Origin of the sequence: Achromobacter xylosoxidans (assembly GCF_014490035.1) — a bacterium.
Lineage (GTDB): Bacteria > Pseudomonadota > Gammaproteobacteria > Burkholderiales > Burkholderiaceae_B > Achromobacter > Achromobacter bronchisepticus_A.
This window is the reverse complement of the sequence record NZ_CP061008.1, coordinates 5,426,967-5,452,341: the sequence shown is the minus strand read 5'-3', so window position 1 is coordinate 5,452,341 and position 25,375 is coordinate 5,426,967. Positions and strand designations below refer to the sequence as shown.

Annotated in this window: 19 protein-coding genes, 1 tRNA gene and 1 pseudogene; 18 read left to right on the top strand and 3 right to left on the bottom strand. The window is 61.5% G+C overall.

The window, feature by feature from the left end:
* Positions 1-42: 42 nt before the first annotated feature.
* The 14 genes from IAG39_RS25270 to IAG39_RS25205 all read left to right on the top strand — a co-directional run bounded on the left by IAG39_RS25270 (position 43) and on the right by IAG39_RS25205 (position 15,914).
* Positions 43-978 (top strand): phosphate/phosphite/phosphonate ABC transporter substrate-binding protein, encoded by a 936-nt coding sequence (locus tag IAG39_RS25270; protein WP_118931731.1) that lies wholly within the window; start codon positions 43-45, stop codon positions 976-978.
* Between the two features lie 17 nt (positions 979-995).
* On the top strand, positions 996-1,841 hold the full coding sequence (locus tag IAG39_RS25265; protein WP_118931732.1) for a phosphonate ABC transporter ATP-binding protein: 846 nt from the start codon (positions 996-998) through the stop codon (positions 1,839-1,841).
* A complete protein-coding gene (gene phnE, locus IAG39_RS25260; protein ID WP_118931733.1) occupies positions 1,838-2,857 on the top strand; it encodes a phosphonate ABC transporter, permease protein PhnE in 1,020 nt (339 codons plus the stop codon). The genes IAG39_RS25265 and phnE overlap by 4 nt, the downstream gene beginning before the upstream one ends.
* Before the next feature lie 86 nt (positions 2,858-2,943).
* Positions 2,944-3,114: a hypothetical protein gene (locus IAG39_RS25255; protein ID WP_165867779.1), complete on the top strand. Its 171-nt coding sequence runs from the start codon at positions 2,944-2,946 to the stop codon at positions 3,112-3,114.
* A gap of 37 nt (positions 3,115-3,151) precedes the next feature.
* The gene (locus IAG39_RS25250) at positions 3,152-5,407 is read left to right on the top strand and encodes a phosphocholine-specific phospholipase C (RefSeq protein ID WP_118931734.1); all 2,256 of its coding nucleotides are present in this window, start codon (positions 3,152-3,154) and stop codon (positions 5,405-5,407) included.
* Positions 5,408-5,485: 78 nt separating this feature from the next.
* On the top strand, positions 5,486-6,907 hold the full coding sequence (locus IAG39_RS25245; RefSeq protein ID WP_165867780.1) for a YadA family autotransporter adhesin: 1,422 nt from the start codon (positions 5,486-5,488) through the stop codon (positions 6,905-6,907).
* Between the two features lie 86 nt (positions 6,908-6,993).
* Complete coding sequence (locus IAG39_RS25240; RefSeq protein WP_059375512.1) at positions 6,994-7,935, top strand: LysR substrate-binding domain-containing protein; 942 nt, start codon at positions 6,994-6,996, stop codon at positions 7,933-7,935.
* 80 nt (positions 7,936-8,015) lie between these two features.
* A complete protein-coding gene (locus tag IAG39_RS25235) occupies positions 8,016-9,413 on the top strand; it encodes a VOC family protein (protein WP_118931736.1) in 1,398 nt (465 codons plus the stop codon).
* Positions 9,410-10,585: an alpha-hydroxy acid oxidase gene (locus IAG39_RS25230; protein ID WP_118931737.1), complete on the top strand. Its 1,176-nt coding sequence runs from the start codon at positions 9,410-9,412 to the stop codon at positions 10,583-10,585. The genes IAG39_RS25235 and IAG39_RS25230 overlap by 4 nt, the downstream gene beginning before the upstream one ends.
* A 100-nt stretch (positions 10,586-10,685) precedes the next feature.
* Positions 10,686-11,675, top strand: coding sequence for a Bug family tripartite tricarboxylate transporter substrate binding protein (locus IAG39_RS25225; RefSeq protein WP_059375507.1), 990 nt, complete (start codon positions 10,686-10,688; stop codon positions 11,673-11,675).
* A 157-nt stretch (positions 11,676-11,832) separates the two neighbouring features.
* Positions 11,833-11,917, top strand: a tRNA-Leu gene (locus IAG39_RS25220).
* A gap of 169 nt (positions 11,918-12,086) precedes the next feature.
* Positions 12,087-13,358, top strand: coding sequence for a tyrosine-type recombinase/integrase (locus IAG39_RS25215; protein ID WP_118931738.1), 1,272 nt, complete (start codon positions 12,087-12,089; stop codon positions 13,356-13,358).
* Positions 13,359-13,926: 568 nt separating this feature from the next.
* The gene (locus IAG39_RS31780) at positions 13,927-14,142 is read left to right on the top strand and encodes a helix-turn-helix transcriptional regulator (RefSeq protein WP_118931739.1); all 216 of its coding nucleotides are present in this window, start codon (positions 13,927-13,929) and stop codon (positions 14,140-14,142) included.
* A gap of 443 nt (positions 14,143-14,585) precedes the next feature.
* A complete protein-coding gene (locus tag IAG39_RS25205; RefSeq protein WP_118931740.1) occupies positions 14,586-15,914 on the top strand; it encodes a hypothetical protein in 1,329 nt (442 codons plus the stop codon).
* Between the two features lie 331 nt (positions 15,915-16,245).
* On the opposite strand, the gene IAG39_RS25200 is transcribed toward IAG39_RS25205, so the two are convergent.
* Complete coding sequence (locus IAG39_RS25200) at positions 16,246-16,722, bottom strand: dCMP deaminase family protein (RefSeq protein ID WP_205736587.1); 477 nt, start codon at positions 16,720-16,722, stop codon at positions 16,246-16,248.
* 808 nt (positions 16,723-17,530) lie between these two features.
* On the opposite strand from IAG39_RS25200, the pseudogene IAG39_RS25195 reads away from it, so the two are divergent.
* The 4 genes and pseudogenes from IAG39_RS25195 (at position 17,531) to IAG39_RS25180 (ending at position 21,618) form a co-directional block, all read left to right on the top strand.
* Positions 17,531-18,672, top strand: a pseudogene (locus IAG39_RS25195) (IS3 family transposase).
* Positions 18,673-19,070: 398 nt separating this feature from the next.
* Complete coding sequence (locus IAG39_RS25190; protein WP_165867781.1) at positions 19,071-20,444, top strand: radical SAM protein; 1,374 nt, start codon at positions 19,071-19,073, stop codon at positions 20,442-20,444.
* Positions 20,441-21,046 carry a 3'-5' exonuclease gene (locus IAG39_RS25185; protein ID WP_118931744.1) on the top strand — a complete coding sequence of 202 codons (606 nt, stop codon included), beginning with the start codon at positions 20,441-20,443 and terminating at the stop codon, positions 21,044-21,046. Before IAG39_RS25190 ends, IAG39_RS25185 begins: the two co-directional genes overlap by 4 nt.
* Positions 21,046-21,618: an AAA family ATPase gene (locus tag IAG39_RS25180; protein ID WP_118931745.1), complete on the top strand. Its 573-nt coding sequence runs from the start codon at positions 21,046-21,048 to the stop codon at positions 21,616-21,618. Before IAG39_RS25185 ends, IAG39_RS25180 begins: the two co-directional genes overlap by 1 nt.
* A 507-nt stretch (positions 21,619-22,125) precedes the next feature.
* Here IAG39_RS25180 and IAG39_RS25175 read toward each other — a convergent pair.
* Positions 22,126-24,270, bottom strand: a complete 2,145-nt coding sequence (locus IAG39_RS25175) for a tetratricopeptide repeat protein (protein ID WP_118931746.1) — start codon at positions 24,268-24,270, stop codon at positions 22,126-22,128.
* On the bottom strand, positions 24,267-25,268 hold the full coding sequence (locus tag IAG39_RS25170; protein ID WP_124260342.1) for a hypothetical protein: 1,002 nt from the start codon (positions 25,266-25,268) through the stop codon (positions 24,267-24,269). The genes IAG39_RS25175 and IAG39_RS25170 overlap by 4 nt, the downstream gene beginning before the upstream one ends.
* Between the last annotated feature and the right edge of the window lie 107 nt (positions 25,269-25,375).

Genomic DNA, 25,375 nt, shown 5'->3' with positions numbered 1-25,375 from the left:
CAGCGCCCCGATGGCAACCTCAACAAGACTAGGAACAGAAAAATGAAGATCCGCAATTGCGCGCCCGCCCTGGCGCTGGTTTCCCTGCTGGCCGCCGCACCCCTCGCGCAAGCCCAATCCCTGGCCGACGGCTCGCAGCAGCGTCCGTTGCGCGTGCTGCTGATACCTGCCGATGGTGGCACCGAATCGGGCACCAAGGCCGACTACGCGCCGATCTTCAATGCGATCACGCGCAGCACCGGGCTGCATTTCCAACTGACGGTGGGCCAATCCTACGGCGCCGTGGTCGAAGGCATGTGCAACCAGTTGGCCGAGGTCGCGTTCCTGGGACCGGTTTCGTACGTGCAGGCGCACGAGCGCCAATGCGCGCAGTTGCTGGCCGTGGGCGTGCAGAAAGGCGAGTCCGCCTACTACGCCGCGATGTTCGCCCGGGCCGATTCGCCGATCAATACGTTGGCCGACCTGAAGGGCAAGCGCGCCGCGTTCGGCGACGTGAACTCGGCTTCCAGCTTCACCTTCCAGGTGGCGTCCATGATCAAGGACGGCATGAACCCGGCCAAGGACCTGGCGGCGCTGCAATTGACCGGCAGCCACGCCAGCAGCCTGGCCGCGCTGGTGCAGGGCCAGGTCGACGCGGCTGCGCTGTCGTTCGATTCCTTCGACAAGGCGGTGCGCCAGGGCGCGGTGGACCCGAAGTCCGTGAAGGTGATCTTCAAGAGCGAACCCATCCCGTATCCGCCGCTGGCAATGAACACCAAGCTGCCCGAGTCGCTGAAGGCGACGCTCAAGCAGGCATTTGCCAAGGTGCATCAGGCGCCCGGCGTGACCCCGGACATGGTGCGCGGCTACGGCGGCGCCAAGCTGGATCGCTTCGACACCGAGTTCTCCGAGGCGCAGTTCGCTGGCCCGGCTTCGAAGATGGCCCTGCTGACCGACGAGATCAAGGGCGAAATCCTGCAGAAGGCGGCACAGCGGTGATCGCCGGAGCAAGCGAAATGGACATGCTGCGCTACGACGCCGTCGGCATGCGCTATGCCGACGGGACCGCGGCCCTGAACTCGGTGTCGCTGCAGGTGCCGCGCGGCCAGTTCTGCGTCATCCTCGGCGCCTCGGGCGCGGGCAAATCGACCTTGCTGCGCATGGCCAACGGCTTGACCGTGCCGACCCAAGGGGAAGTGTGGGTCGATGGCACGCAGGTGCAGCCTTCGACGCTTGCTGCCGTGCGGCCACGGATCGGCATGGTGCATCAGCACTTCAACCTGGTGTCGCGCGCGACGGTCGCGACCAACGTGCTGTCGGGCGCGCTGCCCGGCTTGCCGGCATGGCGCGCCTATCTGATGCGCTTCCCCGCGGAATTGCGCGAACGGGCCTGCAAGCTGGTGCGCGAAGTCGGCCTGCAGCCCGAACATTTGCAACGCCGCGTGAGCGAATTGTCTGGCGGCCAGCAGCAGCGCGTGGGCATCGCCCGCGCCTTCATGCTGGCCCCGGCCTTGTTGCTGGCCGACGAGCCGGTGGCCAGCCTGGACCCGCGCATCAGCCGCGACATCCTGGAGCTGTTGCGCAATCAGGCGCGGGAACGCGGCGCGACCGTCCTGTGCAGCCTGCACCAGGTCGATCTGGCCCGCGAGTTCGCCGACCGCATCGTGGCGCTGCGCCATGGCGTCATGGTGTTCGACGGACCGGCGGGCGCGTTCGATGAGGCCACCGCCCGCGCCCTGTATCGGGCCCCGCAGCCGGAGAGCGGCATCGCCGCTGCCGATCTTGCGGGCCGCGGCCATGTCGAGCCGCGCGCGGCCAGGCCGATCCGGCCGGCGGTGTTGTCGGCGGGAGGCGCGCAATGAACACGCAGGCATTGAAAACGCCAGCCGACAACGCGGCCTGGCGCCTGGATCCGCCTTACGGCGCCCGCGCGCTGCTGATCGTGATCGCGGCGCTGATGTTGTTCCTCTACACCGGCCAACGGGTCGAGATGGGCCGCATGGCGGCGCTGACCCTGGACGGCGCGCTGGCGGCGGTGGGCCTGAAGCAGCAGTCCCAGGTCACGGCGGGCCTGGGCGCCCTGGCCGACAACCTGTTCCCGCTGCAGGTCTCTTATCGCACCGAGACCTCGCGCATAGAAGGATTCGATCCGGACAAGTTGCCGTGGCTGGCCCGTGTGGAAACGCTGCAGGTGACCGAAAACCGGTTGAATCCGCACACGCTGAAGATGGAAGACGAGGTGTCCACGCAGACCTATCTGGTCGAGCCGCTGGGCTATCTGTGGCGGGTGGCGGTGAAGATGGTCGAGACCTTCGAGATCGCCATCTGGGCGACCTTGCTGGCCGTACTGGGCAGCGTGCCGCTGGCCTATTGCAGCGCCCGCAATTACGCGCCCAATCGGCTGCTGTACGTGGCGGCGCGGGCCATCGTCAGCATGTTCCGCGCGATGCCCGAGCTGATCTGCGCGCTGTTCCTGGTGCTGGCCTACGGCTTCGGCCCGATTGCCGGGGTGCTGGCGCTGGCCATCCATTCGATGGGATTCCTGGGCAAGTTCTACGCCGAGGATATCGAGACGGCCGACGCCAAGCCGCAAGAGGCGCTGGCCGCGATCGGCGCCAGCAAGCCGCGCGTGTTGGCCTATGCCGTGCTGCCGCAAGTCATGCCCAAGTTCACCGGCTACACCCTGTACATCCTGGACCGCAACGTGCGCATGGCCACGGTCGTGGGCCTGGTGGGCGCGGGCGGCATCGGCCAGGAGCTGAAGGGCCGCTACGACATGTACCAGTACGCCCACGTCGGGACCATTCTCGTCGTGATCTTCATCACCGTGTTCTTGCTGGACCAGGTCGCCGCCCGCTTGCGGCGCCGCTTGAGCTGAGCTGGCGCGGCGGCCAGCCAGGCCGCCGCGCCCCTATAGGTTTTCTGCCGGACGGACCCGGCAACGTTCCCTGACCAGGAGTTTTCATGACCCCGTACTTTGCACTGGGCCGCGCCCTTGTTGCGGCCATCGCCCTGAGTTTGACCCTTGCCGCCTGCGGCGGCGATGACGACTCGGATGACGGCGCGACCGCGCCGCCCGAGACCGGACAGCCCGAGACGCCGCCGCCCGCGCCGCAACTGCGCTGCGCGCCCTGAACGCCCGATCCGCTCAACCCAACGCAAGAGTAGCCCCATGACCAAGACCTACCCCTCGCATTCCGCCAGCGTGTCCCCGGCCTTGCCGGGCCGCCGGCAGTTCTTCCGGGCCTCGGCCCAGGCAGCCGGCGCCCTGTCGGCGATGGCCTTGCTGCCCGCCTCGATCCAGCGCGCGCTGGCGGTTCCCGCGGCGGTCGAAAGCGGCACCATCAAGGACATCAAGCACATCGTGATCCTGATGCAGGAGAACCGCTCGTTCGACCACTATTTCGGCACCATGCGCGGCGTGCGCGGCTTCGGCGACCGCTTCCCGATTCCGCTGGCCAGCGGCAAGTCGGTGTTCTTCCAGCCCGACCCCAAGGGCGGCCAGGACATCCAGCCCTTCCGCCGCGATTCCAGGACCAGCAACGCGCTGATCGGATCGGGCACGCCGCACAATTTCCCCGACCAGCAGGCGGCCTGGAACCAGGGCAAGATGGACCAGTGGATCCAGTACAAGAACCAGGCCACCATGGGCTTCTTCATGCGCGAGGACATTCCGTACCAGTTCGCGCTGGCCGATGCCTTCACCGTCTGCGACGGCTATCACTGTTCCATCCTGACCGGCACCGATCCCAACCGCATCGTGTTCTGGTCGGGCGCCAATGCCAATCCCGAACTGCGCAAGCTGGGCGTGAACAGCACCGATACCGATTCGGAGCCCGTCAACTCGCGCTGCTGGCCCAGCCCGTCCAACTGGGTCGCGGGCCGCGCGCAGTTGGCCGACGGTTCGGGCCAGGTCGACCCCGTGACGGGCGTCTACAACTACAAGTACAAGAACAGCGCCTTCAAGTGGGACACCTTGCCCGACCTGCTGCAGCGCGCCGGGGTCAGTTGGCACATCTACCAGAACATGAACAACAACTGGACGGGCGCCATGCATGGCTGCCTGGCCTTCAAGAGCTTCCGCACCGCGCAGCCGGGTTCGCCGATCTATGAACACGGCCTGACAGGCGGCCCCGAGAAGAACGACGGCGCCGTCAATTTCCTGGCGCAGCTCAAGCAGGACGTGGCCAACGGCACCTTGCCGCAGGTGTCCTGGGTGCTGCCCACCCAGGCGCTGGCCGAGCATCCGGGCAGCAGCGAAGGCGTGGCCGGCGCGGCCGACTTCATTGCCGACGTGCTGGACGCCTTGACCTCCAATCCGGAAGTCTGGAGCAAGACCGCGCTGTTCGTGACCTTCGATGAGAATGACGGCTTCTTCGATCACGCCGCCATGCCGGCCGTGCCGTCCTATGACGCCAACGGCGTGCTGATGGGCAAGTCGACCGTGCCGCTGGACGGCGAGTACTTCGATGCCTCGGTGGGCAGCTACCTGAAGGCCGATGACAAGATCACCGGCAACATCCGGCCGTGGGGCCTGAGCTCGCGCGTGCCCATGTACGTGGTGTCGCCGTGGAGCAAGGGCGGCTGGGTCAATTCGCAGGTGTTCGATCACACCTCCGTGGGCCGGTTCCTGGAGCAGCGCTTCGACATCAAGGTCGACGCCATCAGTCCTTGGAGCCGCGCGGTTTGCGGCGACCTGACCTCCTGCTTCGACTTCGTCAGCCCCAACGATCCCCGCGTGCCCACGCTGCCCGACACCAGCAACTATCCCGCGATCAACGCGGCGCAGAAGCTGTTGCCCACCACTGCCGTGACGCAGGCGCCCGCCATCCCCCAGCCGCTGTTCCAGGAGACCGGCACGCGGCTGTCGCGCGCGCTGCCTTATGAACTGCACACCAGCGCCCGGCTGGGCGCGGACGGCGCCGTCGAACTGCTGTTCAGCAACACGGGCGAAGCGGGCGCGGTGTTCCATGTGTACGACAAGCGCAACCTGGACCTGATCCCGCGGCGCTACACCGTCGAAGCCGGCAAGACGCTGTCGGACACCTGGACCGGCGGCGACTACGACCTGTGGGTGTACAGCAGCAACGGCTTCGTGCGGACCTTCTCCGGCAACACGCAGCGCGGCGCGGCTTTGGAAGTGCAAGTCTGCTACGAGCCGGCCGGCGGCGCGCTCTACGTGAAGGTGTCCAACCGCGGCACGGTCAGCCTGCAGGCGAACCTGCAATCCAACGCCTACCGCAAGGACGGCCCCTGGACCCTGGCGGTCGAGCCGGGCAAGGTCGCCGAACACCACTGGTCCATCAAGGAAAGCGGCAACTGGTACGACTTCACCGTCACCGCCGAAGGCTTCGAACGCCGCTTCGCCGGACGCATGGAGAACGGCCGCGCGAGCGTCAGCGACCCCGCCATGGCGCTGCATCTGTGATGGCCCAGGCATGAGCGGGCCAGGCGCGCATCGGGGTGCGCGCCTGGCCATCCGCAACAAAAAACTACCAACATGATCATGAAGAACACATACGCAATTCTGGCCGCCAACGGCTTGTCGGTGGCGGTTCTGGTGGGTGCGCTGGCCGGGGGATCGGCCGCGCAGGCGCAGACCGCGCCGCCCGTGATGTGGGACGGCAGCAATCTCGGCTATGGACCGGGCGCCGCCCAGGGCGTGACGGGCAAAGGTAATCACGCCATAGGCAAGAACGCCGGCGTCAACGTGAAAGGCAGCAACAACATCGGCCTGGGCAATGGCGCGGGCCAGGACGTGAGCACCAACTGGAACCTCGCGATCGGCGAAGGCGCGGGCTCCAAGGTCGGCGGCAAGAACGCCAACCAGGCCATCGGCTATTACGCCGGCATCAACGTGCAGGGCGGCTGGAACCAGTCGTTCGGCCGCAGCGCCGGGCAGAACGTCACGGGCGACTACAACGATGCCTTTGGCTTCTGGGCCGGCACGGACACGGTGGGCAACAACAATGCCGCCTATGGCACCAACGCCGGCCGCAACGTCACCGGCAACGGCAACTCGGCATTCGGCCAGGAAGCGGGCCGCAATGTCGTTGGCGACGGCAACCTGGCGCTGGGCCAGAACGCGGGCCAGAACGTGGAGGGCGAGGGCAACCTGGCGCAGGGCAAGAATGCCGGGCAGAACGTGACCGGCGCCAACAACATGGCTGCCGGCGCCTACGCGGGCTACGGCGTGCAGGGCGACGGCAATACGGCTAGCGGGCTGGCCGCCGGCCGCGACGTCGTCGGCAACAACAACGTGGCGCAGGGTACGGCCGCCGGGTCGGGCGTGCGCGGCAGCGACAACGTATCGATAGGCTCGAATGCCGGACGCGGTTCCGTGGCGGACCGTAGCGTGTCGGTGGGCGCGGACTCGTCCGCGGCTACGCAGAGCGTCGCGGTCGGCGCCGGCGCGGTGGCCAGCGCGGGCAACAGCGTGGCGCTGGGGGCGGGGTCCTCGGCGGCGCGCGGCGCGCAGGAAGGTTACGAGGCCTACGGCATGGCGCGGCCCCAAAACTCCACCGGCGAGGTGAACGTGGGCGGACGCCAGGTGACGGGCGTGGCGGCGGGCAGCGAGGACACCGATGCCGTCAACGTGGGTCAACTGCGCGCCGCCAGCAGCGCAAGCGAGGCGCGCGTGGGCGCCGTCGAGCATTCCGTGCAGAACCTGCGCAACGACCTGGATTCCCAGGAGCGCATGCTGAGCGCGGGCGTGGCCGCGGCCATGGCGACGGCTTCCTTGCCGCAGGCCTATCTGCCGGGCCGCAACATGCTGTCCATGGCGGGCGGCACCTGGAATGGCGAATCGGGCTACGCCATGGGCCTGTCGCGCGTTTCCAGCGGCGGGCGCTGGGTCTACAAGGTATCGGCCAACGGCACGTCCCGCGGTGATTTCGGCGGCGCGGCGGGGGTCGGATACCAGTGGTGAGCCTGGGCCTGCGATAATGCCGCAAGCGCTGCGGCCGGCGATGGGACGCCGGCCGCGGCCAGCACAGGCATACCCGGATCGGCCCCATGGAAAAGCGTTTGATGCCATCGATGATGGCGCTGCAATGTTTCGAGGCGGTGGCGCGGCACATGAGCTTCACGCGCGCCGCCGAGGAACTGCACATGACCCAGAGCGCGATCAGCAAGCAGATCGCGCAGCTGGAGGCGCTGCTGCGCAACCCGCTGTTCCTGCGGGTGCGGCGGCGCCTGCAACTGACGCCTGCGGGAGCCTTGTACCAGTCCGAGGTCAGGGCCATCCTGAACCAGGTGGACATGTCCTCGCGCTACATCCTGACCTACGGCAGCGAGACCCAGGTGCTCACCATCGGCACCCAGCCCACCTTCGGCGCGCGCTGGCTGATCCCGCGCCTGCAAGGCTTCATGGCCGCGCATCCGGACATCCAGGTCAAGGTGCGCAGCGAAACCCGGCCCTTCGACCTGATGCAGGCCAAGATCGACATCTCCTTCTTCTTCGGGCATGGCACCTTGCCGGGCGCCCAGTGCCGGGAATTGTTCGGTGCAGAGGTGGTGCCGGTGTGCGCGCCCGGCTTTCTTCCGGGTGACAGGGTCGACAGCCTGGAGGCGCTGAGCGCGCAGGCGCTGATCCAATGCGCTTCGCGCCCGGAAGCCTGGCACGACTACTTCTCGCGTCAGCAGTTCCAGTCCGACCGCAGCTACCACGGTCCCCGCTTCGATACCTTCTACATGTGCGTGCGTGCGGCAGAGGGCGGCTGCGGCGTGGCGTTGACGCCGCGCCTGCTGGCCGAAGAGGAGTTGCAGGCCGGCAAGCTGGTGATTCCCTGGGACTATGTGCAGCCCAGCGACGGCGCGTACTTCGTCGCCTACTCCGAGCATTCGGCCGAAGTGCCCAAGATCAAGCAGTTCGTCGCCTGGGTGGAACAAGAGGCCGCGCGCAAGCGCGAGCGCGACGCCCAGCGCGCGCGATCCATGAAAAAACGGACTGATTAAGCCGATTTTTTTCATTTGATTGCGCGCGCAGCGCATGATTTCATGCGGCCATCCTTGTTTACCGATGTGCCGAGCCCGCCATGAGTCAGAATTTCGTCAATCCGGATCAGATCCGCGCCTGGTTCTCCCGCGCCATGTCCGACATGTACAAGTCGGAAGTGCCGCTGTACGACACGCTGCTGGACCTGGTCGCACAGGTCAACGCCAAGACGCTGGCCGAGCAGCCCGAGCTGGCCGCGCAACTGGCGCGCACCGGCGAGATCGAGCGCCTGGACATCGAGCGCCACGGCGCGATCCGCGTCGGCACCGCGCAGGAACTGGCCAACCTGCGGCGCGTGTTCGCCGTGATGGGCATGCAGCCGGTGGGCTATTACGATCTGTCGCCGGCCGGCGTGCCGGTGCATTCCACCGCCTTTCGCGCCACCCACGAAGCCTCGTTGCAGGCCAGCCCGTTCCGCGTCTTTACCTCGCTGCTGCGGCTGGAACTGATCGCCGACGAGACCTTGCGCGAGAAGGCCGCCCGCATCCTGGCCGCGCGCCAGATCTTCACCGCGCGCACGCTGGAACTCGCGGCCCGCTTCGAGGCGCAGGGCGGATTGGATGTAGCCGCGGCCCGCGAATTCGTGGAAGAAGCCCTGCATACCTTCCGCTGGCACAGCGAGGCCACCGTCAGCCTTGAAGACTACGAGGAACTGCATGGTCAGCATCGCCTGATCGCCGACGTGGTGGCCTTCAAGGGCCCGCACATCAACCACCTGACCCCGCGCACGCTGGACATCGATGAAGCCCAGGCCGAGATGCCCCGCCGCGGCGTGTCCGCCAAGGCCGTGATCGAGGGCCCGCCGCCGCGCAAGTGCCCGATCCTGCTGCGCCAGACCAGCTTCAAGGCGCTGGAGGAAGCGGTCCTGTTCGCCGGCGCCGACGGCCAGTCCGCGGCCGGCAGCCACACGGCGCGCTTCGGCGAGATCGAGCAGCGCGGCGTCGCGCTGACCCGCAAGGGCCGGGCGCTGTACGACCAGTTGCTGGACCTGGCCCGCAGCCGCATCAGCGGCGCGCCCAACGAAGGCAATGCCGCGGCCTACATGCAGAACCTGCAGGACTGTTTCGCCGCCTTCCCGGATGACTACGACGCGCTGCATGCGCAGGGGCTGGCCTATTTCCGCTATTTCCTGACCGGCAAGGAAGGCGCGGATCCCGAGGCCGGCCTGCTGGACCTGATCGCCCAGGGCCACATCCGCTTCGAGCCGCTGGTGTACGAGGACTTCCTGCCCGTCAGCGCGGCCGGCATCTTCCAGTCGAACCTGGGCGACAAGGCCCAGGCCGAATACGCGCAGAACGCCAGCCAGGCCGCTTTCGAGCAGGCCCTGGGCGCCAAGGTGCAGGACGAACTGGCGCTTTACCAGGACACGCAGGACCGTTCGCTGGCCGCCTGCATGCAGGCGCTGCGCGAGCAGGCCGGCTCGCCGGTGGCCGCATGAGCCGTCTGGACCGTTGCCTGTCCGTGCGCGACTTCGAACGCGAGGCGCGGCGCATCATGCCGCGCTGCGTCGAAGGCTACGTCTGCGGCGGCACCGAGGACGGCGCTTCGCTGGCCGAGAGCGTGCGCGCGCTGGGCGACGTGGGTTTCCGGCCGCGCGGCTTGCGCGTGGTCGACCAGCGCAGCAGCCGGGTCGAACTCTACGGTCAGCGCTACGCCATGCCGCTGGGGTTCGCGCCTACCGGGTTCTCCGCCATCGTCATGCATGAGTGCGACCTGGCGTTGGCGCAGGCCGCCCAGCAGGCCGAGATTCCGTTCATCATCAGCGGCGCTTCCAGCGTACCGCTGGAACGTTTGCAGGAAGCCACCGGCAAGCGCTGCTGGTACCAGGCTTATCTGCCAGGCAATACTGAGCGCATCGCCAAGCTGCTGGCGCGGCTGCGCCAGGCCGAGATCCCGGTGCTGGTGGTGACCATCGACACCTGCGTGGGCGCCAACCGCGAGAACCTGCAGAAGCTCTCGTTCACCGTGCCCTTCAAGCTCAGCCCCAGCGTGATGCTGGACGGCATGCGCCATCCGCGCTGGAGCTTCAACGTCTTCCTGCGCACGTTGCTGGGCAGCGGCATCCCCAGGTTCTCGAACCTGTACGAAGAAATCGGCCCGCCCATCACGCAAGACCCGCCCAACGGTTTTCGCGGCGAACGCGACAAGCTGTCGTGGGAGCACATCCGCTGGATCCGCGAGAACTGGCCCGGCAAGCTGGTGCTCAAGGGCGTGATGCATCCCGACGATGCGCGCCTGGCCTGCGCGGCGGGCGCCGACGGCGTGATCGTGTCGAACCATGGCGGACGCCAGCTGGATGGCTGCATCTCGCCCCTGCAGGCGCTGCCCGACGTGGTGGCCGCGGTGCCGCCGGGCTTCCCGGTCATGGTAGACGGCGGCTTTCGCCGCGGCTCCGACGTGCTCAAGGCCGTGGCCCTGGGCGCGCGCATGGTCTTCACCGGCAGGCCCCAATTGTTCGGCGCGGCCGTGGCCGGCAGCGCCGGCATCCGCAAAGTCGCGGACATATTCCGCAGCGAGATCTCGACCAACATGGCGCTGCTCGGCTGCGCGACGCTGGCCGACCTCACACCGGACCTGATCGCGCCCTTGCGGCCGGCGGCGACCACCTGATGCGGGCGGCGCCAGCCGCCCCGGGCAGGAGCGCCCGCACAACAACAAAAAAACGGCGCGCATTTCCATGCGCGCCCATCCGTTTTCGACAGGAGGAAACATGAAGAAGATCTATACCAAACTGGCCGGCGTGGCGGCAGTGCTGGCGTGCCTCGCCAGCGGACCGGCGCAGGCCCAGGCCGGCGCCTATCCGACCAAGCCGGTGCGGCTGGTCGTGGGTTACGCCCCGGGCGGCACCACCGACATCAGCGCGCGCATGATCGCCGACGTGCTGGGCAAGGAGTTCGGCCAGACCTTCGTGGTCGAGAACAAGCCCGGCGCCAACAGCAACATCGGCGCCGAATCCGTCGCCCGTTCGGCGCCCGACGGCTACACCCTGTTCGTCGGATCGATTTCCACCGCGATCAACCAGTCGCTCTATTCCAAGATGTCCTATGACGCGCTCAAGGACCTGGACGCCGTCGCCCTGCTGAACGTGGTGCCCAACATCCTGGCCGTCAACGCCAGCGTGCCGGTCAAGTCGGTGCAGGAATACATCGCCTACGCCAAGAAGAACCCCGGCAAGCTCACCTGCGCCTCGCCCGGCAACGGCTCGTCCGCGCACCTGGGCTGCGAACTCTTCAAGATGAAGACCGGCATCGACATCCTGCACGTTCCGTACCGCGGCAGCGGCCCGGCCGTGGCCGACCTGCTGGGCGGACAAGTGGACTCGATCTTCGACAACCTGCCGCCGCTGCTGCCGCACGTGCGCGCGGGCAAGCTGACGGGTCTTGCCGTCACGACCGGCAGCCGCGTGCCGTTCGCCCCGGAAATCCCCACCATCGCCGAATCCGGCGTGGAAGGCTTTGACGTGGCAGCCTGGTTCGGCGTGTACGCGCCGGCCGGCACCCCGCCCGAAATCGTCCAGAAGGTCAACGCCGCCATCAACAAGGCCCTGACCTCCGACGCCGCGCTGGCCGCCAGCTACCAGACCAACGGCTTCCTCATGCCCCCGCCGCCCAACACGCCGCAAGCGTTCAAGGCCTTCATGGAAAGCGAAACCCGCAAGTGGGGCGAGGTCGTCAAGGCGACCAACCTGCAGATCAACTGATAGGCTGGGGAAGGGGCCGTCCGGAGCCCCTCAGAAGCGTTCTTGGGGACGGATTGGTGGCGTTGCAGCGACAAAGCAGCACGGAACCACCCGATTCCTGATTTGCGTGATAGAATGTTCGACTTTCCAGGAAAGCACGCTTTTCTGGTTGAAGTTAGCCGACGTGGTGAAATTGGTAGACACGCTATCTTGAGGGGGTAGTGGCGAAAGCTGTGCGAGTTCGAGTCTCGCCGTCGGCACCAAGAATTTGTCCCAGGGCATCCCTGGAAGTGTAAAGAGCCCGCATCTCTCCTATGGGAATGCGGGCTTTTTGTTGCCTGGCGTCCCAGTTTGGCCACCAGCATCCATTGCATTTGAGTAGGGCTTTGAGTATGTTTTTGACTTCATACTCAAAACGGGCCCCCTTTTTGTATGCCTAGTTTGGCTAAAGGACTGACCGACATTGCGGTCAGAAATGCAAAACGCAAAGATAAGCGCTACACACTGGCTGATGGCTTGGGGCTGCATTTGGAGGTGTGGCCGTCAGGCCGGAAATCCTGGTTCGCGCGTTACCGATTGCCGGAAGGCAAGCAACGTACCGTAGTGCTGGGTTCTTATCCAGGCCTAAGCCTTGCTGAAGCGCGCCAGAAGGCTGAAGAAGTACAGTTGGCTGGCAGGATCGGCGAACCCATCATCGGCGCGCGGGTGGAGGCGAAAATCCGGCTGAACGCTCATGCCGCCGAGCAAGACCTTGCCCTGCAAGCAGCAGCGGCAGCAAAGCGCTATTCATTCACACATTTATCAGAAGCTTGGCTGGCGTCCCGCAAGCCAGGCTGGGCCCTGGAGAGCTACCGGAAGGCTCGATACGTAATTCAGAAGTTACTTCAGCCGGCCATCGGCGAGCGAGACATGCGAATGTTGCGCAGCCCTGATGTGACCGACACGCTGCGGGGGATCGCGGCAACTACTCCGAGCTTGGCCAAGAAGGCCATCCAATACCTAAATGGCGTTGTGGACTATTGCATCCACGAGGGTATACGTGAGGACGATCAAGTGCTCAGGTTGAAAGGAGTTCTTCCCAGGCATCGGGGTGGGCATGTGCCCGCTGTGACCCGGGAACAGGACGTTGGTCAATTGATGAGGACGATTCGAGCCTACGAAGGCGTTATCGTCCGGTCAGCTCTTCTACTTGCTGCTTGGACCGCCTTACGACCCGGCGTTGTTGCGAGCGCCAAGTGGTCCGAAATAGATCTGGAAAGAGGGGAGTGGCACATCTCTGGCATGAACGCCGACGGATCGCGGCGCATGAAGACGGGGCATGACCACCTTGTAAGTTTGCCGGCCCAAACCATTGAGATGCTGCGTGAAATGCAGCAGTTCTCTGGTGGTGCTGACCACGTCTTTCCTGCTGTCGGAAAGTTAAAAAATCCGCACTTGCACCGAGATGCACTTTCTCGGGCTTTACGCTTGATGGGCTTTGCGGGCGAACATAGTCCGCACGGCTTTCGCGCCATGCTGCGGACCATAGCGCGCGAACGACTCAAGATTGACTTTGATGTATTGGAAGCGCAGCTTGCGCACGCCAAGCGGGATCAAATTCAGGCTGCTTACGACCGAACTGGGTTTGTCGACGAACGGCGCGAGGCCATGCAAAGGTGGGCCGACTACTTGGATGAGCAGGCTGCGCAAGCAACGGGGACCTGACCGATACCTTCCGCCACGTACTGTATGCGCCCTAATGCGAACCTAACCACGGCCTCGAGGAGCGCCCGGCGCGCGAAGACGGCCAGCGCCATAACGGCGTATCAACACAAGTTTTCTGATGTACCCGTTGTGCCGGCCTCACGTAATGTCCGATCGCGTTCCAGCGCGTAGCTCGTTAACTCTGGTACTCTTCTTTCATCCCTACACGTTCCCGGTCATACCGGGGCGTGCCAAGTCTCTCAGGCTTGGAAATCGATTGGTGCGTATGTCCAGCCAATGAGCCCGAGCACCTATAGGGTGCGCTTGTCTACAGGTTAGCTAAGCCTGTCAGGCTCCAGTTCGAGACGAAGAGACTCCTTCGCCAAGACTGCTCGACTTGCTGCCTCGGTGTAACGCCGAGGGAGAGGTTTTCCTTCAGACCTCTTGCAGTCAAAAATCAGACACTTGCTTGTGATGCGAAGCCGTTGGGGCGGCTGCTATTGAGACAGGATGCGGGTAACTCTCGCCCCGCCCTGTTTCGTCATCCCAGTAAGCACCCACAATTCCGAGAGTGCACAAGGATGCACTTATGAACCACAGAACGCTTGTAAGCGTGCCGCGAGCTATGGAGCTTAGCGGTCATCGCAGCCGATCCTCTTTCTATCGTCGTATCCAAACGGATCAACTGTTCCCTCGACCGGTCAAGCTTGGTCGATCCACACGCTTCGTGTTGGAAGAAATCGTAGCTTGGGTTGAATCGAAGATAGCTGAGCGCGACAGTCCGCCCGCTCAGCAGCGGCAATAAAGCCGACATCTGCAAGCCCATCCCGCGCTACGTCCGTGACTTCACATTTTCTCGGAGGTCGGCGCCGTGTCTTCGAGACGCATGAGTTGCCGTGCAAATGTCGGCTCTCGGGCCCTCCGACATTTGCTCGTGCTCTTCGTGTCAAACGCCGACCCTATTGGTCGTTGAGCGCGGGAGTTTTCAACAAATTCTGGGGGGATCGCAAAGTGAAGCGCATTCCCTTTGAGAAAGCACGGCGATGCCTCTGCGAGGACGTTGATGGCAAGTTTTGGATACGTGAAAGAGCTGACATGCGCACTAAAGTAACTACTACAAGTGATGAGTGATGACCACACCAGTGACTACCGCACTTAACGCGAGTCACACACCCCCTAATCCCCAGCCAACGACTACTGCTCACACTGATAGATCAATGAACAGTTACTCGATAGGACTGGCGGTCAATGAAAGCAATCTTCGAGCACAGAGGAATATCCGTGGCTGACTCTATCGTTGTCACTGCCCTAATTTCAAGCGATCTTGATGTCACCGAGTTCGAACAGTGCCAGTTCCCCGATGGGACGGACGGCCCCGAGCTGACGGCTTCGGCGGACTTCAAGGTCATCGAAGCCAAGAGCCCTTTAACAGGGGCTGGCTTCATCATAGCTCCCCTAGGTCTCCCGATCCCGGGAAAGAAAAACGAGCGGTTTAAGTACGGGAGAATCGCTGGCTATCAAGTCTCTGCAAACATACCCGCGTGCCTTGTCGGTCACAATCGGCAACTGGTGAACGGAGTAAGACCGGCCGCCCGCGCAGCCATTCTTTTGCTGAAATGTTGGCTTGCTGATAATGGCTGCACCGCCAAGGGGATTTCCCACATCAATGCCGAGAACGCCTGCATATTCTCAGTGACATTGACGTACCTGTTCGAGTACGGCACGCAGAAGCAGGCACGAGCAGTCCTGGACGAGTTCCGCACTCATTCCGAAACCGTGCTCAACACAGCGAAGACGAGCGCAAGGTGCATGGTGCCCGCCTATTCGTATCCTGCTAAGCCAGATCCACACCAGGCCCAGTACACCTATACATCGTACATTCGCAGGCGAGAGTTCAAGGTCACTGCTTATGTCAAGGAAAGAGACCAGCCGAATGCCTTTCTCCTGCCTATTCGAGATGAGACTGTAGAGTCTGCATTGCAGGCCCGATCCGAAGCTACTTTGCGTGTGGAGGTGAAATTGCACGCGAAGTGGCTTGAGGACCATGACCTTTCGGCCTTCAACGATTGGTCCAACAATCCGGAGGCTTACCAACGTGTCTTCGAGTTGGTGCGCAATGTTTTGCGACTGGACGAGGGAATTCGTTCAAAGCGTTTGAAGAAGAATACTGTTGATAGCCTCCCGCTTAGCCGCAGGGAAAAAGGCTACCTGTTGGCCCATCTCGATGGGGTGTGCCTTCGTGAAGAACATAGCGACGCGCGCGAAATGGAGCCCAGGAGCTGGTGCAAAACTTATTCCGCTGCTAGAAGGAATATTTTTAGTGCTACGTGCATCGATCTGGACATTCCATACGCCAGCCATACTCGACGTCTGGTGCCCGCGCTTTCTGAGAGGCTAAGGTACCCGGGCGAGTACACGCCCCCTGCAAAGTGGGCCAAGCACATATTCTCTCGAACTAGCATCTTGGATCACGCCGAGACACTGCATTGGTACATCGAGCAGCGGCTGTGTAAGAGCGATGCTATTCCTGTGCCGCCTTTACGAGATGCATGGGAACAGGAAGTCGAGAGCGTCTGAAAAAGGTACGCGTCGCGACTTGAGGCAGCTCTGAGAGATAACTGATGGTCCTGCGATAGGGACGATTCTGTGTAGATCGTAACGGGTAAATGCGAGACGGGGGCGGGTGCAGTCGTCCGGTTTCGAGCGGGGCTGTCTGAAAACGTGCGCTGGTCAAAGAAGCCGGCAATCTCTCGGCTTGATACTGGATCGATTTTCGTGAATTAGGAAAAGGGTGAGAGGCTTTGGAAATCGCCAGCAAGTCGCGTTTTCACACAGCCTCGCCCCAAATTGACAGCTACTCACGAGCTAGCTAACCCGACCGCCACAGGCGGATTGACCTAGCGTGAAATTAGCTCTCTTGAACAGAATAGAAGTCCACTTCAACGCCGGCTTCTAGAAATATTTGATGTGATATTTTCCCTGTTTTGTGCCATTTTGAAACAACAGGCACTGAGTCTGGATTGAGTGCAACTACTCGTTTGATACCAGCCTGTATTATGGAGCCTGCACAGCGCGCGCATACCGGTTTTCCCCAGACATACAGAGTTGCGCCGGATGCACGAGATCCTGCTGCGATTAGAGCGTTCTGCTCTGCATGAACTACCAACTCAAGCTTCATTTCTTGATCTTGCAGCCGTTCTGCTGAGTCTTCGACACCCATTGGAAAGCCGTTATATCCAACAGAAACATCGCCCCCTCTTTTGGAGAAAATTACAGCCCCCACTTTTGCGTTTGGATCCTTAGACCAATCAGAAATAAATTCCGCCAATTCACAAAATCTGGCGTCCCATTTGCTCATGGGTTTTGAGTCAAGTATCAGTTTCATGCTTGTCCTTAATTATTGGTTGTAGGCGTCTAATTATTAGCTAATACCCTGCGCTCAAGTTTTTTGGCGAGAGGGCGGTTCTTGATGTACCCGGTATTGGGAGCATGAAAGGTGAATACTCAAGCACCGTTCGCGGCGCACTGCGCGGCGCTATTGAATCTTCCTTATTGCTGAGTGTCCGTTGCTGATAGCAATGGCCGCCTCCCCCCCCCCAACGGTGCATAGGACACGAAGGCAATCGCATTTTTCTAAGACCACTGCACAACGTCTGCCGAATCCATGTGCAATAGATGGAATGCTTGCGCAAGGGGAGGGTATTTCTAATGGTAACACTGAATACCCCCGCCTCCATAGCTCCAGTATGGGCTTGGGTATTCTCGTATTCATCAGAGTCAACAAGTGTCCTATCGAGTAGCCGTTGGACGGGGAGCGGCTTCCCGCGTCCCAACCGAGGCTGCGTGAGAATGCGATTTACTGGCGATTTCGCGAGAGCTACACCCCTTTCCTAATTCACGAAAATCGATCCTGTAACAAGCTAAGAGATTGCCGACGTCTTTCCCGTGGAGCACGTTTTTCACTCAGCCTCATTCCAAAGCGGCCCTCGACGTGACGGAATGTCATGTAGTGATCGCATGCTGAGCCACTTTGGCGTGGAGGAAATAGCGCCGAGCGACGCGACGGGCGCCGGCAATCTGGCTTTTGTGCTGAGAATTGGGCTGCAGGCGGGGTGACCCTAACCCAGTTTCTAGTACCGATCTAAATTAGAGAAATCCGGCATGACTTCACCATATGGAATAGGAGCCATGCCGTGAAGAGATCGAAATACACCGAAGAGCAAATCGCCCTTGCGCTGAAGCAGGCCGAACTGGGAACGCCCGTACCCGAGGTCTGCCGCAAGATGGGCGTGAGCGAAGTCACCTTCTACAACTGGAAGAAGAAATTCGGCGGGCTCGGTCCCTCGGAGCTGCGACGACTTCGCCAGCTTGAAGAGGAATGCAATCGACTCAAGCGCCTGGTCGCGGACCTGTCGCTGGACAAGGCTATGTTGCAGGACGTTCTGGCAAAAAAGCTCTGAAGCCTTCGCGGCGCCGCGTACTCGTGGATGATCTGATGAAGCGCTACGGCGTCGGCGTGACCAAGGCGTGCGCCGCGGTCATGATCTCCCGGTCGTTGTATCGCTACGAATCGTGTCGGCGCGACAGTGGCGCGCTGGTCATGCGAATCCACGAGATAGCGCATACGCGCGTTCACTACGGATACCGGCGTGTACACGTGATGCTGCGCCGCGAAGGCTATCGAGACAATCACAAACGGGTCTACCGTTTGTATCGAGAACAAGGCTTGTCGTTGCGGCACAAGCGCCGCAAGCGCAATAAGTCGGCGCAACGTCGCCAACCCAAAGCGGTCGCGCAAGCCATCAATGACATCTGGAGCATGGACTTCGTCATGGACCAATTGTTCGTTGGTCGCCGCCGGCGTGCGTTGACTCTGGTCGATAATTGCACCAGAGAGTGTCTGGCCATCGACATTGGGCAAAACCTGCGGGGTGACGATGTGGTGGCGACGCTCGGTCGCGTATGCGCACTGCGCGGCTTGCCGCGCGTCATCAAAACCGATAACGGCAACGAGTTCATCTCCAAAGCCATGGACAAATGGGCATACGAAAATGGGGTGGAAATTGACTTCAGCCGGCCCGGTAAGCCGACGGACAATGCGCAGTGCGAATCCTTCAATGGCCGCCTGCGTCAGGAATGCCTGAACAGCCACTGGTTCTTGTCATTTGCCGACGTCAAGGAGAAAATCGACGCCTGGCGGCCGTACTAGAACGAGGTTCGCCCCCACTCCGCGCTGAAGTGGCAGGCACCTGCTGAATACGCGCGCCAGCACTTGGCCAGCGGCCAAAGTACCAACCTCAATGAGCCGGAAATCTCTACTTCTGATCCGGACTAATTCGGGGTTAGGGTCATTTGTGAACGGACTCTACATCGATTTCGTACTGACCACGGGGAGCAGGTCAGGTACGTAGCAAAACCAGTATGAGACCAATCTGAAGTCGACCCTTCGACATTAGCGACAACTTGCTATGGCGAACTGGGCGGGGACAGCCGTGCGGCGGAGGACCAACTCAGTTGGGTCGCCTCGGCCATCAAGGCCAAAGAGGTTGCACAGCGGTAAAATACTTCGGGTAAAGTCACGCCGCCGAGACAAATAATCTCGACACGCAAGTTCGCATTGAATGCTCTAATCGGATATTGAGTCATCGATGTAGTTTTTTTGCATCCTTTGACGATTTTAGAGCCACGTGGGCACTTATATGCCCAATCCATCAGGTAATGGACTATTGCCACATGACCAAGAAGGTGTTTCTCGCACACAACGCCTGCCTGAATGCAGGCTACGACCTGAATGTGCTCCGTGCAGGTATCCAAATTGCCGGCGGAACGATCGTGGACCGCCCCGAGGATGCCGATGAAATTGTATTCTCAGGATGTTCCGTACGCGAACATTGGGTCGATGACGCCATCGGTCAGGTTGGCGAGGCCATATCCCGGGCGCCTAACGCGCGGGTCGTCGTAACAGGCTGTATTGCGAATACCAGTTCGGAGAAGGTGCGCAATAGCTTGGGCGATGACCGGCTTGCAATCCTGCCTATATCTGATGTTCTGAAGGAAAGCACCAGTCTGCCCTTCTCAGAGGTTGACCGACGCAACTCACAGGGTGCGGGCTATAACTTCGAGTCGACCTCATCCGAAGGTCTTCATAATCTGCGCAACCGGGTTGGACCGGCTAAGTCAATGGTGGTGGCCGAGCTGGAAGAAGAAGATAGGCGGCACGGCACCAAGCTGGTTCGGGCTTACCAACAGACCACCAAAGGATTCGTGTTCTACGATGAGTACGACCCATGCGAGATGATTACTGTCACTCGTAGTTGCCTTTATCAATGCAGCTTCTGCAATATTCCCCAGGGACGTGGTGAGTACACGTCAGTGCCGCTCATCGACGTGCTGGCCAAAGCCAAGGCTGCGGTGAGCCGGGGAATCACCCACTTGGTCCTGATCGGGGATGAAGTTGGAAACTACGGTGTTGGGTCAAACGGCCCGCGCTTTGCGGACATGGTGAAGTCCATACTGGACATCTCACCGGCGGTGAAGCTTTCGATTCGGTACATCGAACCAAAGCCCTTTCTCAAAAACTTTGAGGACATCCTAGCCTGGGGCCAAGCTGGTCGCTTACAACTACTGTACATCTCCCTACAGAGCGGATCCTCGCGCGTCCTCAAGGCAATGCACCGGGGCTACGACATCCAAAAGGTTGCTCAGGCACTGTGGCAGTTCCGTAATAGCACCCCCTCTGTGCTCTATGGGAACTGGCTTGTAGGGTTCCCCGACGAATCCGAGGACGACTTTCGGCAAACCGTTGAGCTGGCTCGCAGACTGGATTTCCATATCAACGTCGCCATCCCATTCTCCGCAAGACCCGGGACACCTGCCTACTCTATGGAGCATCAAGTGAACGCTGCCGTGATGGCATCTCGGGTGGAACGCCTGACAGACCTTGCGGCAGAGCTGAAGGCTGACATGATGCGCCCGTTGATGGAAAGTCTGGCTCAAACTCGGCGAGACGAGCTTCTGAGCTTGATCCGTCGCGCTGAGCGCGACCAGTACTCCCCACCCGCGCCCGGGAAGCGACGCCCTATTCCTATTATCGTGCAGACCACATGAATAATCTAAACTGGAGCCAATGCCCTTACGTAGTGATCGACGTTGAGGGCAACGGGCAAGAGCCGCATGATCTGATCGAAATTGCGACAATTCAAATCATTGATCAGCAGGTGCAACCAGTCAAGTCTTGGGGCGTTCGTCCTCCACGGCCGATTACTGATCGAGTCATCGATATCCACGGTATCACCAACGAGATGGCTGCTGCCTTCCAGCCCTGGAGTGCAAACGCGGGCGAGATCCTGGCGGAAATGGAAGGCCGCGTCGTTGTTGGTCATAACGTGGGTGTGGATGCCCGCGTCATTGTCCATACTGAGCCGGACTGGCAGCCATTGGCGCTCATCGACACCAGGACACTGGCCAAGCATGTCCTTCCAGGCAGGAATGAGTATTCACTACGGACACTGGTAGCTGATCTGCTCCCGGACAACGCAAACTGGACCCAGCATAGGGCTGCTGGCGATGCATTAGTTACAGCCCATCTGTTCATTCGGCTTGCCTCGATGCTTGAGGAAAAAGTCGACCTCACCTTCCTGACGCTCGCGAAGATTGCACGGGCTAGCGAAGACACCTATCTCAAATCCCAACAAGGAAGCCTGTTCTGATGCCGAAGTTCATCGCGTTTACCGGTACACACTCGACAGGAAAGTCGACCTTTGTCGACAACCTTACCGACATTGCAGAAAAGCGAGGACTTCGCGTTGGTAAGGTAAAGGACAATGCCTCCGAATGCGCTGAGGCTGGCTTTCCCATTCTCAGGGATCACACCTTCAGTAGCACTCTGTGGATTATGTCTACTGTGATCCGTGAGGAACAATATGAGGGTCTATCTGCTGATCTGGTGATCGTCGATCGTCCGGTCTCCGACGCCATCGGCTATCTTGAAGCGGCCCTTGCAGTGACAGGTCGGAACGTTCCTCCGGAGGATCGGGACTATCTGTATGCCTTGGCCAAGCTTCACGCCCCCCGATACGATCTGCTGTTCAAGACAGTCCTCAATGAGAGCATACCGCTTGGTCCGGATCGGGACCCAGACTTGGCTTATCGTAAGGATGTGGACTCCCACATAGGCGCTGCCCTTTCCAAGCTTGGGGTGCAGCCATTGAATCCTCTCAGTGACGATGACATGGCACAGGCGTTGGCGCTGATTGATTCAATCGCCAACGAGATCAAGTAGAGCACCGGTCGGAAGTGTGCTGAAAGCAAGCCGCCCACGATCTCATTGCAATGCGGGCACTCGGCGAGGCGTAATGCACTCATTGAGTGTTGCCGTAGCCTGAGCGAAGGCTTTCAACGACTGCTTCTGGCCGAAAAGCAGTCGATTGGCGTTCACGGCTGACTAGCGATAATGGTGTGTTTTCACTACTTGATACCAAATCGCGCCGGTGGGTTTTTTTGGGGCGGGACACAACCTGTGTTCACTATCTCCGCTTTCGACCCGTTGCTGCCCTTCAGGCCGTCAGGGCTTCAACGCCAGGTAACAGAGCGAACCCGTCCTCCAAGTTGGCGGCTCACCGGCGGCGGCTCGGACTAACGGCCGTAGAATCCGCCCTAAACCGGAGATCCCTGAATTGCAGCCTCCTTGGGCGCCAAGGACGGTAGCCACCTCATTGCGTCCATTGCCGAAAGAGGCCGCATAACCTATGTGCACCCTGAACCTATGTGCACCCTGAATCCAAACACTTTACGAGAACAAAGGTGCGGGCAGGGGCTGATAGCGATCCAGCAAGTCTTTGAGCCATTCTGCGCCGTCAGTCACCCCAGCCGACGTAGACGCATTCATAGCCTCCCATTGCTTCTCCAAATATGGCACCCACGACGGGTTGTGTCGGTTTGGGTCGCGTTTTTCGCCCTCCAGCCAAGTCTTCACGGCCTGCCTGGCGTGCTCGGCCTCGCCTGACGAGCCAGACTGCAAGGCCTGCAAATAACGCCACAGCCGGGTCTCCAGCGGAAATTCCTGCTGGGTAGCAGCGTCGTAACGGTCGAGCACGTCGGCATCCCACTGGGACAGGGTCACTGCTTGCCGGAGGGCCCGCGGCAGTGGCAACACCCGATCCGCATCGGCGGAAGCGGCGGCCGAATAAGCCGCGTTGGGGGACGCCGTCCAGGAATGCACCGAGTCGGCAAAAGCGCGCCAGGCGGGATCGGTTTCGGGCTCAGCGACGGTGACAACGTTTGCCATTTGGTCGTCGTCCTGATGGCCGAGCGGTTGCCCCTGCACGTGCTGCCGCCGCAACAAACGCAAGTTATTTTCGGCCTTTGTGTTTCCGGGATAGTGGGTCACGAAGCGCTGCAAATCCTCGATGGCCGTCTGCAAGTCGCTCGGCCCGTTGCGCCGGGAATAGGCTTTGGCCAGCAGGACGGCGCAAGGCTCATTGCTGGGATCAATCCGTAAACCCTGCCGGGCATGGTTCATAGCCCGATCCCAGTCTTCGCGGCGGATAGCCAATTGCGCCAGGGTGGAATGGGCGTGTAGATGGTTGGGGTCTATCGATAACACTTGCCCCAGCAGACGCTGGACCAGGGGCTGCTCGTCAGGGGCCTGGGACTCAGCCAACAGACGCGCCAGTTCCACACGGCAAGGTAGGTGATCAGGGAAACGCCGGGTCATCTCCCACAGCACCCACTGGGCGCGCTGCGGCTGGCCGGCTTTGCGTAAGGCCAATTCCCACAACATCCACAGCCTAGGATCCTCCGCGTCCAGACGCAGGGCTAGGTGTACCCACTGGAACAGGCGGCCCTGGATTTCCGGATCACGGAGGGCGAAGTTCTCGCACAGCGCGCGGGCGCATCGGTCCAGATTGCGCACGAAGTAGTAGGCGTCGCCGGTCTTACGCAAATACTCCTCGTGGGCAATCAGCAGGCGATGGATAGGCTGCCAGGCCTGCGCCAGGCTGCCTGACCCGCGCACGGCCTGAACTGCGGCGTCGGTCTCTTCGGTTTTCCCCGGCGGCTCGATCTTATGAACAGAATGTGCTGTTGAAGCGCCATACGGCCGCGTCGCCTGGGCCAGCCCAAGCAAGCTCAGCACAGACGCGGTCTTGTCGTCACTCAGCGGTGAAAGCAAATTGGTGAGGAAGGCCCGGTAGTTGTCGGTACCCATGCTGAGATTGCGCGCCATCACGCCGGACAAGCTGTCCGCCAGTTCTTCCAGGGCTGCCGTGCCCAAGCCCTTGCGGCGTTGGTAGCGGTTGATGAGGGACTGCGCTTGCAGGCGCAGATTACGTAGCCCGTCCTCCTCCAACAGGGGTAGGCGGGCCAGAGCGAGCAGGCCCAGGTTGAGGAAGCGCCGCGAGCGCAGGCATCCCGCTTCCAGCACGAAGGTCTGCCAGAAGAACTGCAATCCATCGTCGTTTTGGTGCGCGGCCAGCACCTGCCAGTAGTCGTACTCCGGATCGCGGTAAGCCGAGAGGGTGAGCGAGCCGAGCCATTGAAGCCAGTGCGCGCGCTCGGCCCGCAAGGCGGCGCGGGTTTGCGGCAAGGTGAAGTACAACGGCCACTGCATGGCTTCGCACACCTGTGCGGTGTAGGCGCCGAGCTTTCTCGCGGGCGGTGGGGCGGCTTGGCGCTTGGCGAGCAGCCAAGCCGACAAACCGGCATCCACTAGGGACGGCAGATCAGCGTTTTGGTCAAATCCTGGCGGAGGTGAGGCCGGCTCGCCGTGCAGGGCGCGCGATGCGAGTCGGCTAGTCCGCGGCAACACGGCGAGTAGAAATTCATACGGTTCCAGTCGCTCGAAAGGTGCGACGTCCGCCGCGCCCCGGAGCAAGTCCGCCACGGCCTGTTCGGGGGCCTGGCGCAGTTGGTTGGCCCAACGTTGCCAGCTCATGGCAGTACCTCGCCGTGTCCGCTACAACCCGGAAGGCCTTGCAACCCCCGCACATGGCAGTTGCGCGCATCGAGCACGGCTCCGTCTGTTTGGAGTGCATGCGCGCGGGAAATGAACCCCAGGGCCTTGATGTGCCTGGGCTGGTACTCGATGGGAAAAGTCAGCAACTCCGGGGTGAATTCAGTGGGAATCCCTGTGTGCCCCAAGTCCATGGTGTAGCCGTAGCTTTCACCCTTAGCCAGCAAAGGTGCTGGAATGAACGCGGCGGACATTTCCGTGTCCAGCACGGTAGGACGTGAAAAGCTGGCAACCGCCCCTTTCTTTGTGGCGGTCAACCGTGCCTGACGCACCTCGTCGAGCGTGTAGCAGATCAAGGCGACTGGGACCGGTTTGCCCGGCGTGCTCGGCCAATGGGTCAAGCCCAGGCGGTCACGCAGTAAGTGCGGCCAATCGGTCTTGACGAAATCTGTGAGGTTTCCACCGAATTCGTTGAGAAAGGTGGCGAACATCGGGCGGGCTTGCACACGCCGCGCGTTCCATTGATCCACGAACTCGCTACGCAACGTCTCGTCAGCACTGGACAACTTGTCCTTGCGCAGGTCTTTTTGAGAATTGAAAAAGCGCAGCCAAAATGCTTCGCCAATAGCCGGTCCGAGCAGTGCGTTGCTGACCAGGGAATCCAAGGATTCCAAGCGCAGCAGAATGGTATTGTCCAACTCTTCGTTCAAGTGCGCCAGGCTGTTGACGGCCATGAAGGATTCCGAAATCCTTGGGTGGTCCTTGGCAACCTGGACGAAGGACCGGAGATAGTCTTTGTGCTCTCCCTGCCACTCTTTGTGGTTGGCCACATCGCCGGCATAGGCGTTGTATTCGTCAGTGCGGTCAACGGAGACTGCCTGTTCCCAGCGGAAGTTGGCCGCAGCACAACGAACTGTCGCGCCCTCCGGGGCCGCGACGGCATCTGAAGCAAGATCGAGTAGCGGAGGACTGAGCTTCATAAGCGCAAAAATCATATCTCAAACCATACCTGTATCGTGTCCGTGAGGTCTAATACCTAGAGTACTGCAAATGTCATACGCGTAGGCTGTCAGGCCGGTTTCAGAGT

Coding starts and splice junctions, on each gene's coding strand:
- IAG39_RS25175 (WP_118931746.1), bottom strand. CDS start 24,270: ATGAGCTGGCAACGTTGGGCCAACCAACTGCGCCAGGCCCCCGAACAG.
- IAG39_RS25185 (WP_118931744.1), top strand. CDS start 20,441: ATGAATAATCTAAACTGGAGCCAATGCCCTTACGTAGTGATCGACGTT.
- IAG39_RS25190 (WP_165867781.1), top strand. CDS start 19,071: ATGACCAAGAAGGTGTTTCTCGCACACAACGCCTGCCTGAATGCAGGC.
- IAG39_RS25240 (WP_059375512.1), top strand. CDS start 6,994: ATGGAAAAGCGTTTGATGCCATCGATGATGGCGCTGCAATGTTTCGAG.
- IAG39_RS25230 (WP_118931737.1), top strand. CDS start 9,410: ATGAGCCGTCTGGACCGTTGCCTGTCCGTGCGCGACTTCGAACGCGAG.
- IAG39_RS25245 (WP_165867780.1), top strand. CDS start 5,486: ATGAAGAACACATACGCAATTCTGGCCGCCAACGGCTTGTCGGTGGCG.
- IAG39_RS25180 (WP_118931745.1), top strand. CDS start 21,046: ATGCCGAAGTTCATCGCGTTTACCGGTACACACTCGACAGGAAAGTCG.
- IAG39_RS25200 (WP_205736587.1), bottom strand. CDS start 16,722: ATGAAACTGATACTTGACTCAAAACCCATGAGCAAATGGGACGCCAGA.
- IAG39_RS25250 (WP_118931734.1), top strand. CDS start 3,152: ATGACCAAGACCTACCCCTCGCATTCCGCCAGCGTGTCCCCGGCCTTG.
- phnE (WP_118931733.1), top strand. CDS start 1,838: ATGAACACGCAGGCATTGAAAACGCCAGCCGACAACGCGGCCTGGCGC.
- IAG39_RS25235 (WP_118931736.1), top strand. CDS start 8,016: ATGAGTCAGAATTTCGTCAATCCGGATCAGATCCGCGCCTGGTTCTCC.
- IAG39_RS25215 (WP_118931738.1), top strand. CDS start 12,087: ATGCCTAGTTTGGCTAAAGGACTGACCGACATTGCGGTCAGAAATGCA.
- IAG39_RS25255 (WP_165867779.1), top strand. CDS start 2,944: ATGACCCCGTACTTTGCACTGGGCCGCGCCCTTGTTGCGGCCATCGCC.
- IAG39_RS25225 (WP_059375507.1), top strand. CDS start 10,686: ATGAAGAAGATCTATACCAAACTGGCCGGCGTGGCGGCAGTGCTGGCG.
- IAG39_RS25265 (WP_118931732.1), top strand. CDS start 996: ATGGACATGCTGCGCTACGACGCCGTCGGCATGCGCTATGCCGACGGG.
- IAG39_RS25270 (WP_118931731.1), top strand. CDS start 43: ATGAAGATCCGCAATTGCGCGCCCGCCCTGGCGCTGGTTTCCCTGCTG.
- IAG39_RS25205 (WP_118931740.1), top strand. CDS start 14,586: ATGAAAGCAATCTTCGAGCACAGAGGAATATCCGTGGCTGACTCTATC.
- IAG39_RS31780 (WP_118931739.1), top strand. CDS start 13,927: ATGAACCACAGAACGCTTGTAAGCGTGCCGCGAGCTATGGAGCTTAGC.
- IAG39_RS25170 (WP_124260342.1), bottom strand. CDS start 25,268: ATGAAGCTCAGTCCTCCGCTACTCGATCTTGCTTCAGATGCCGTCGCG.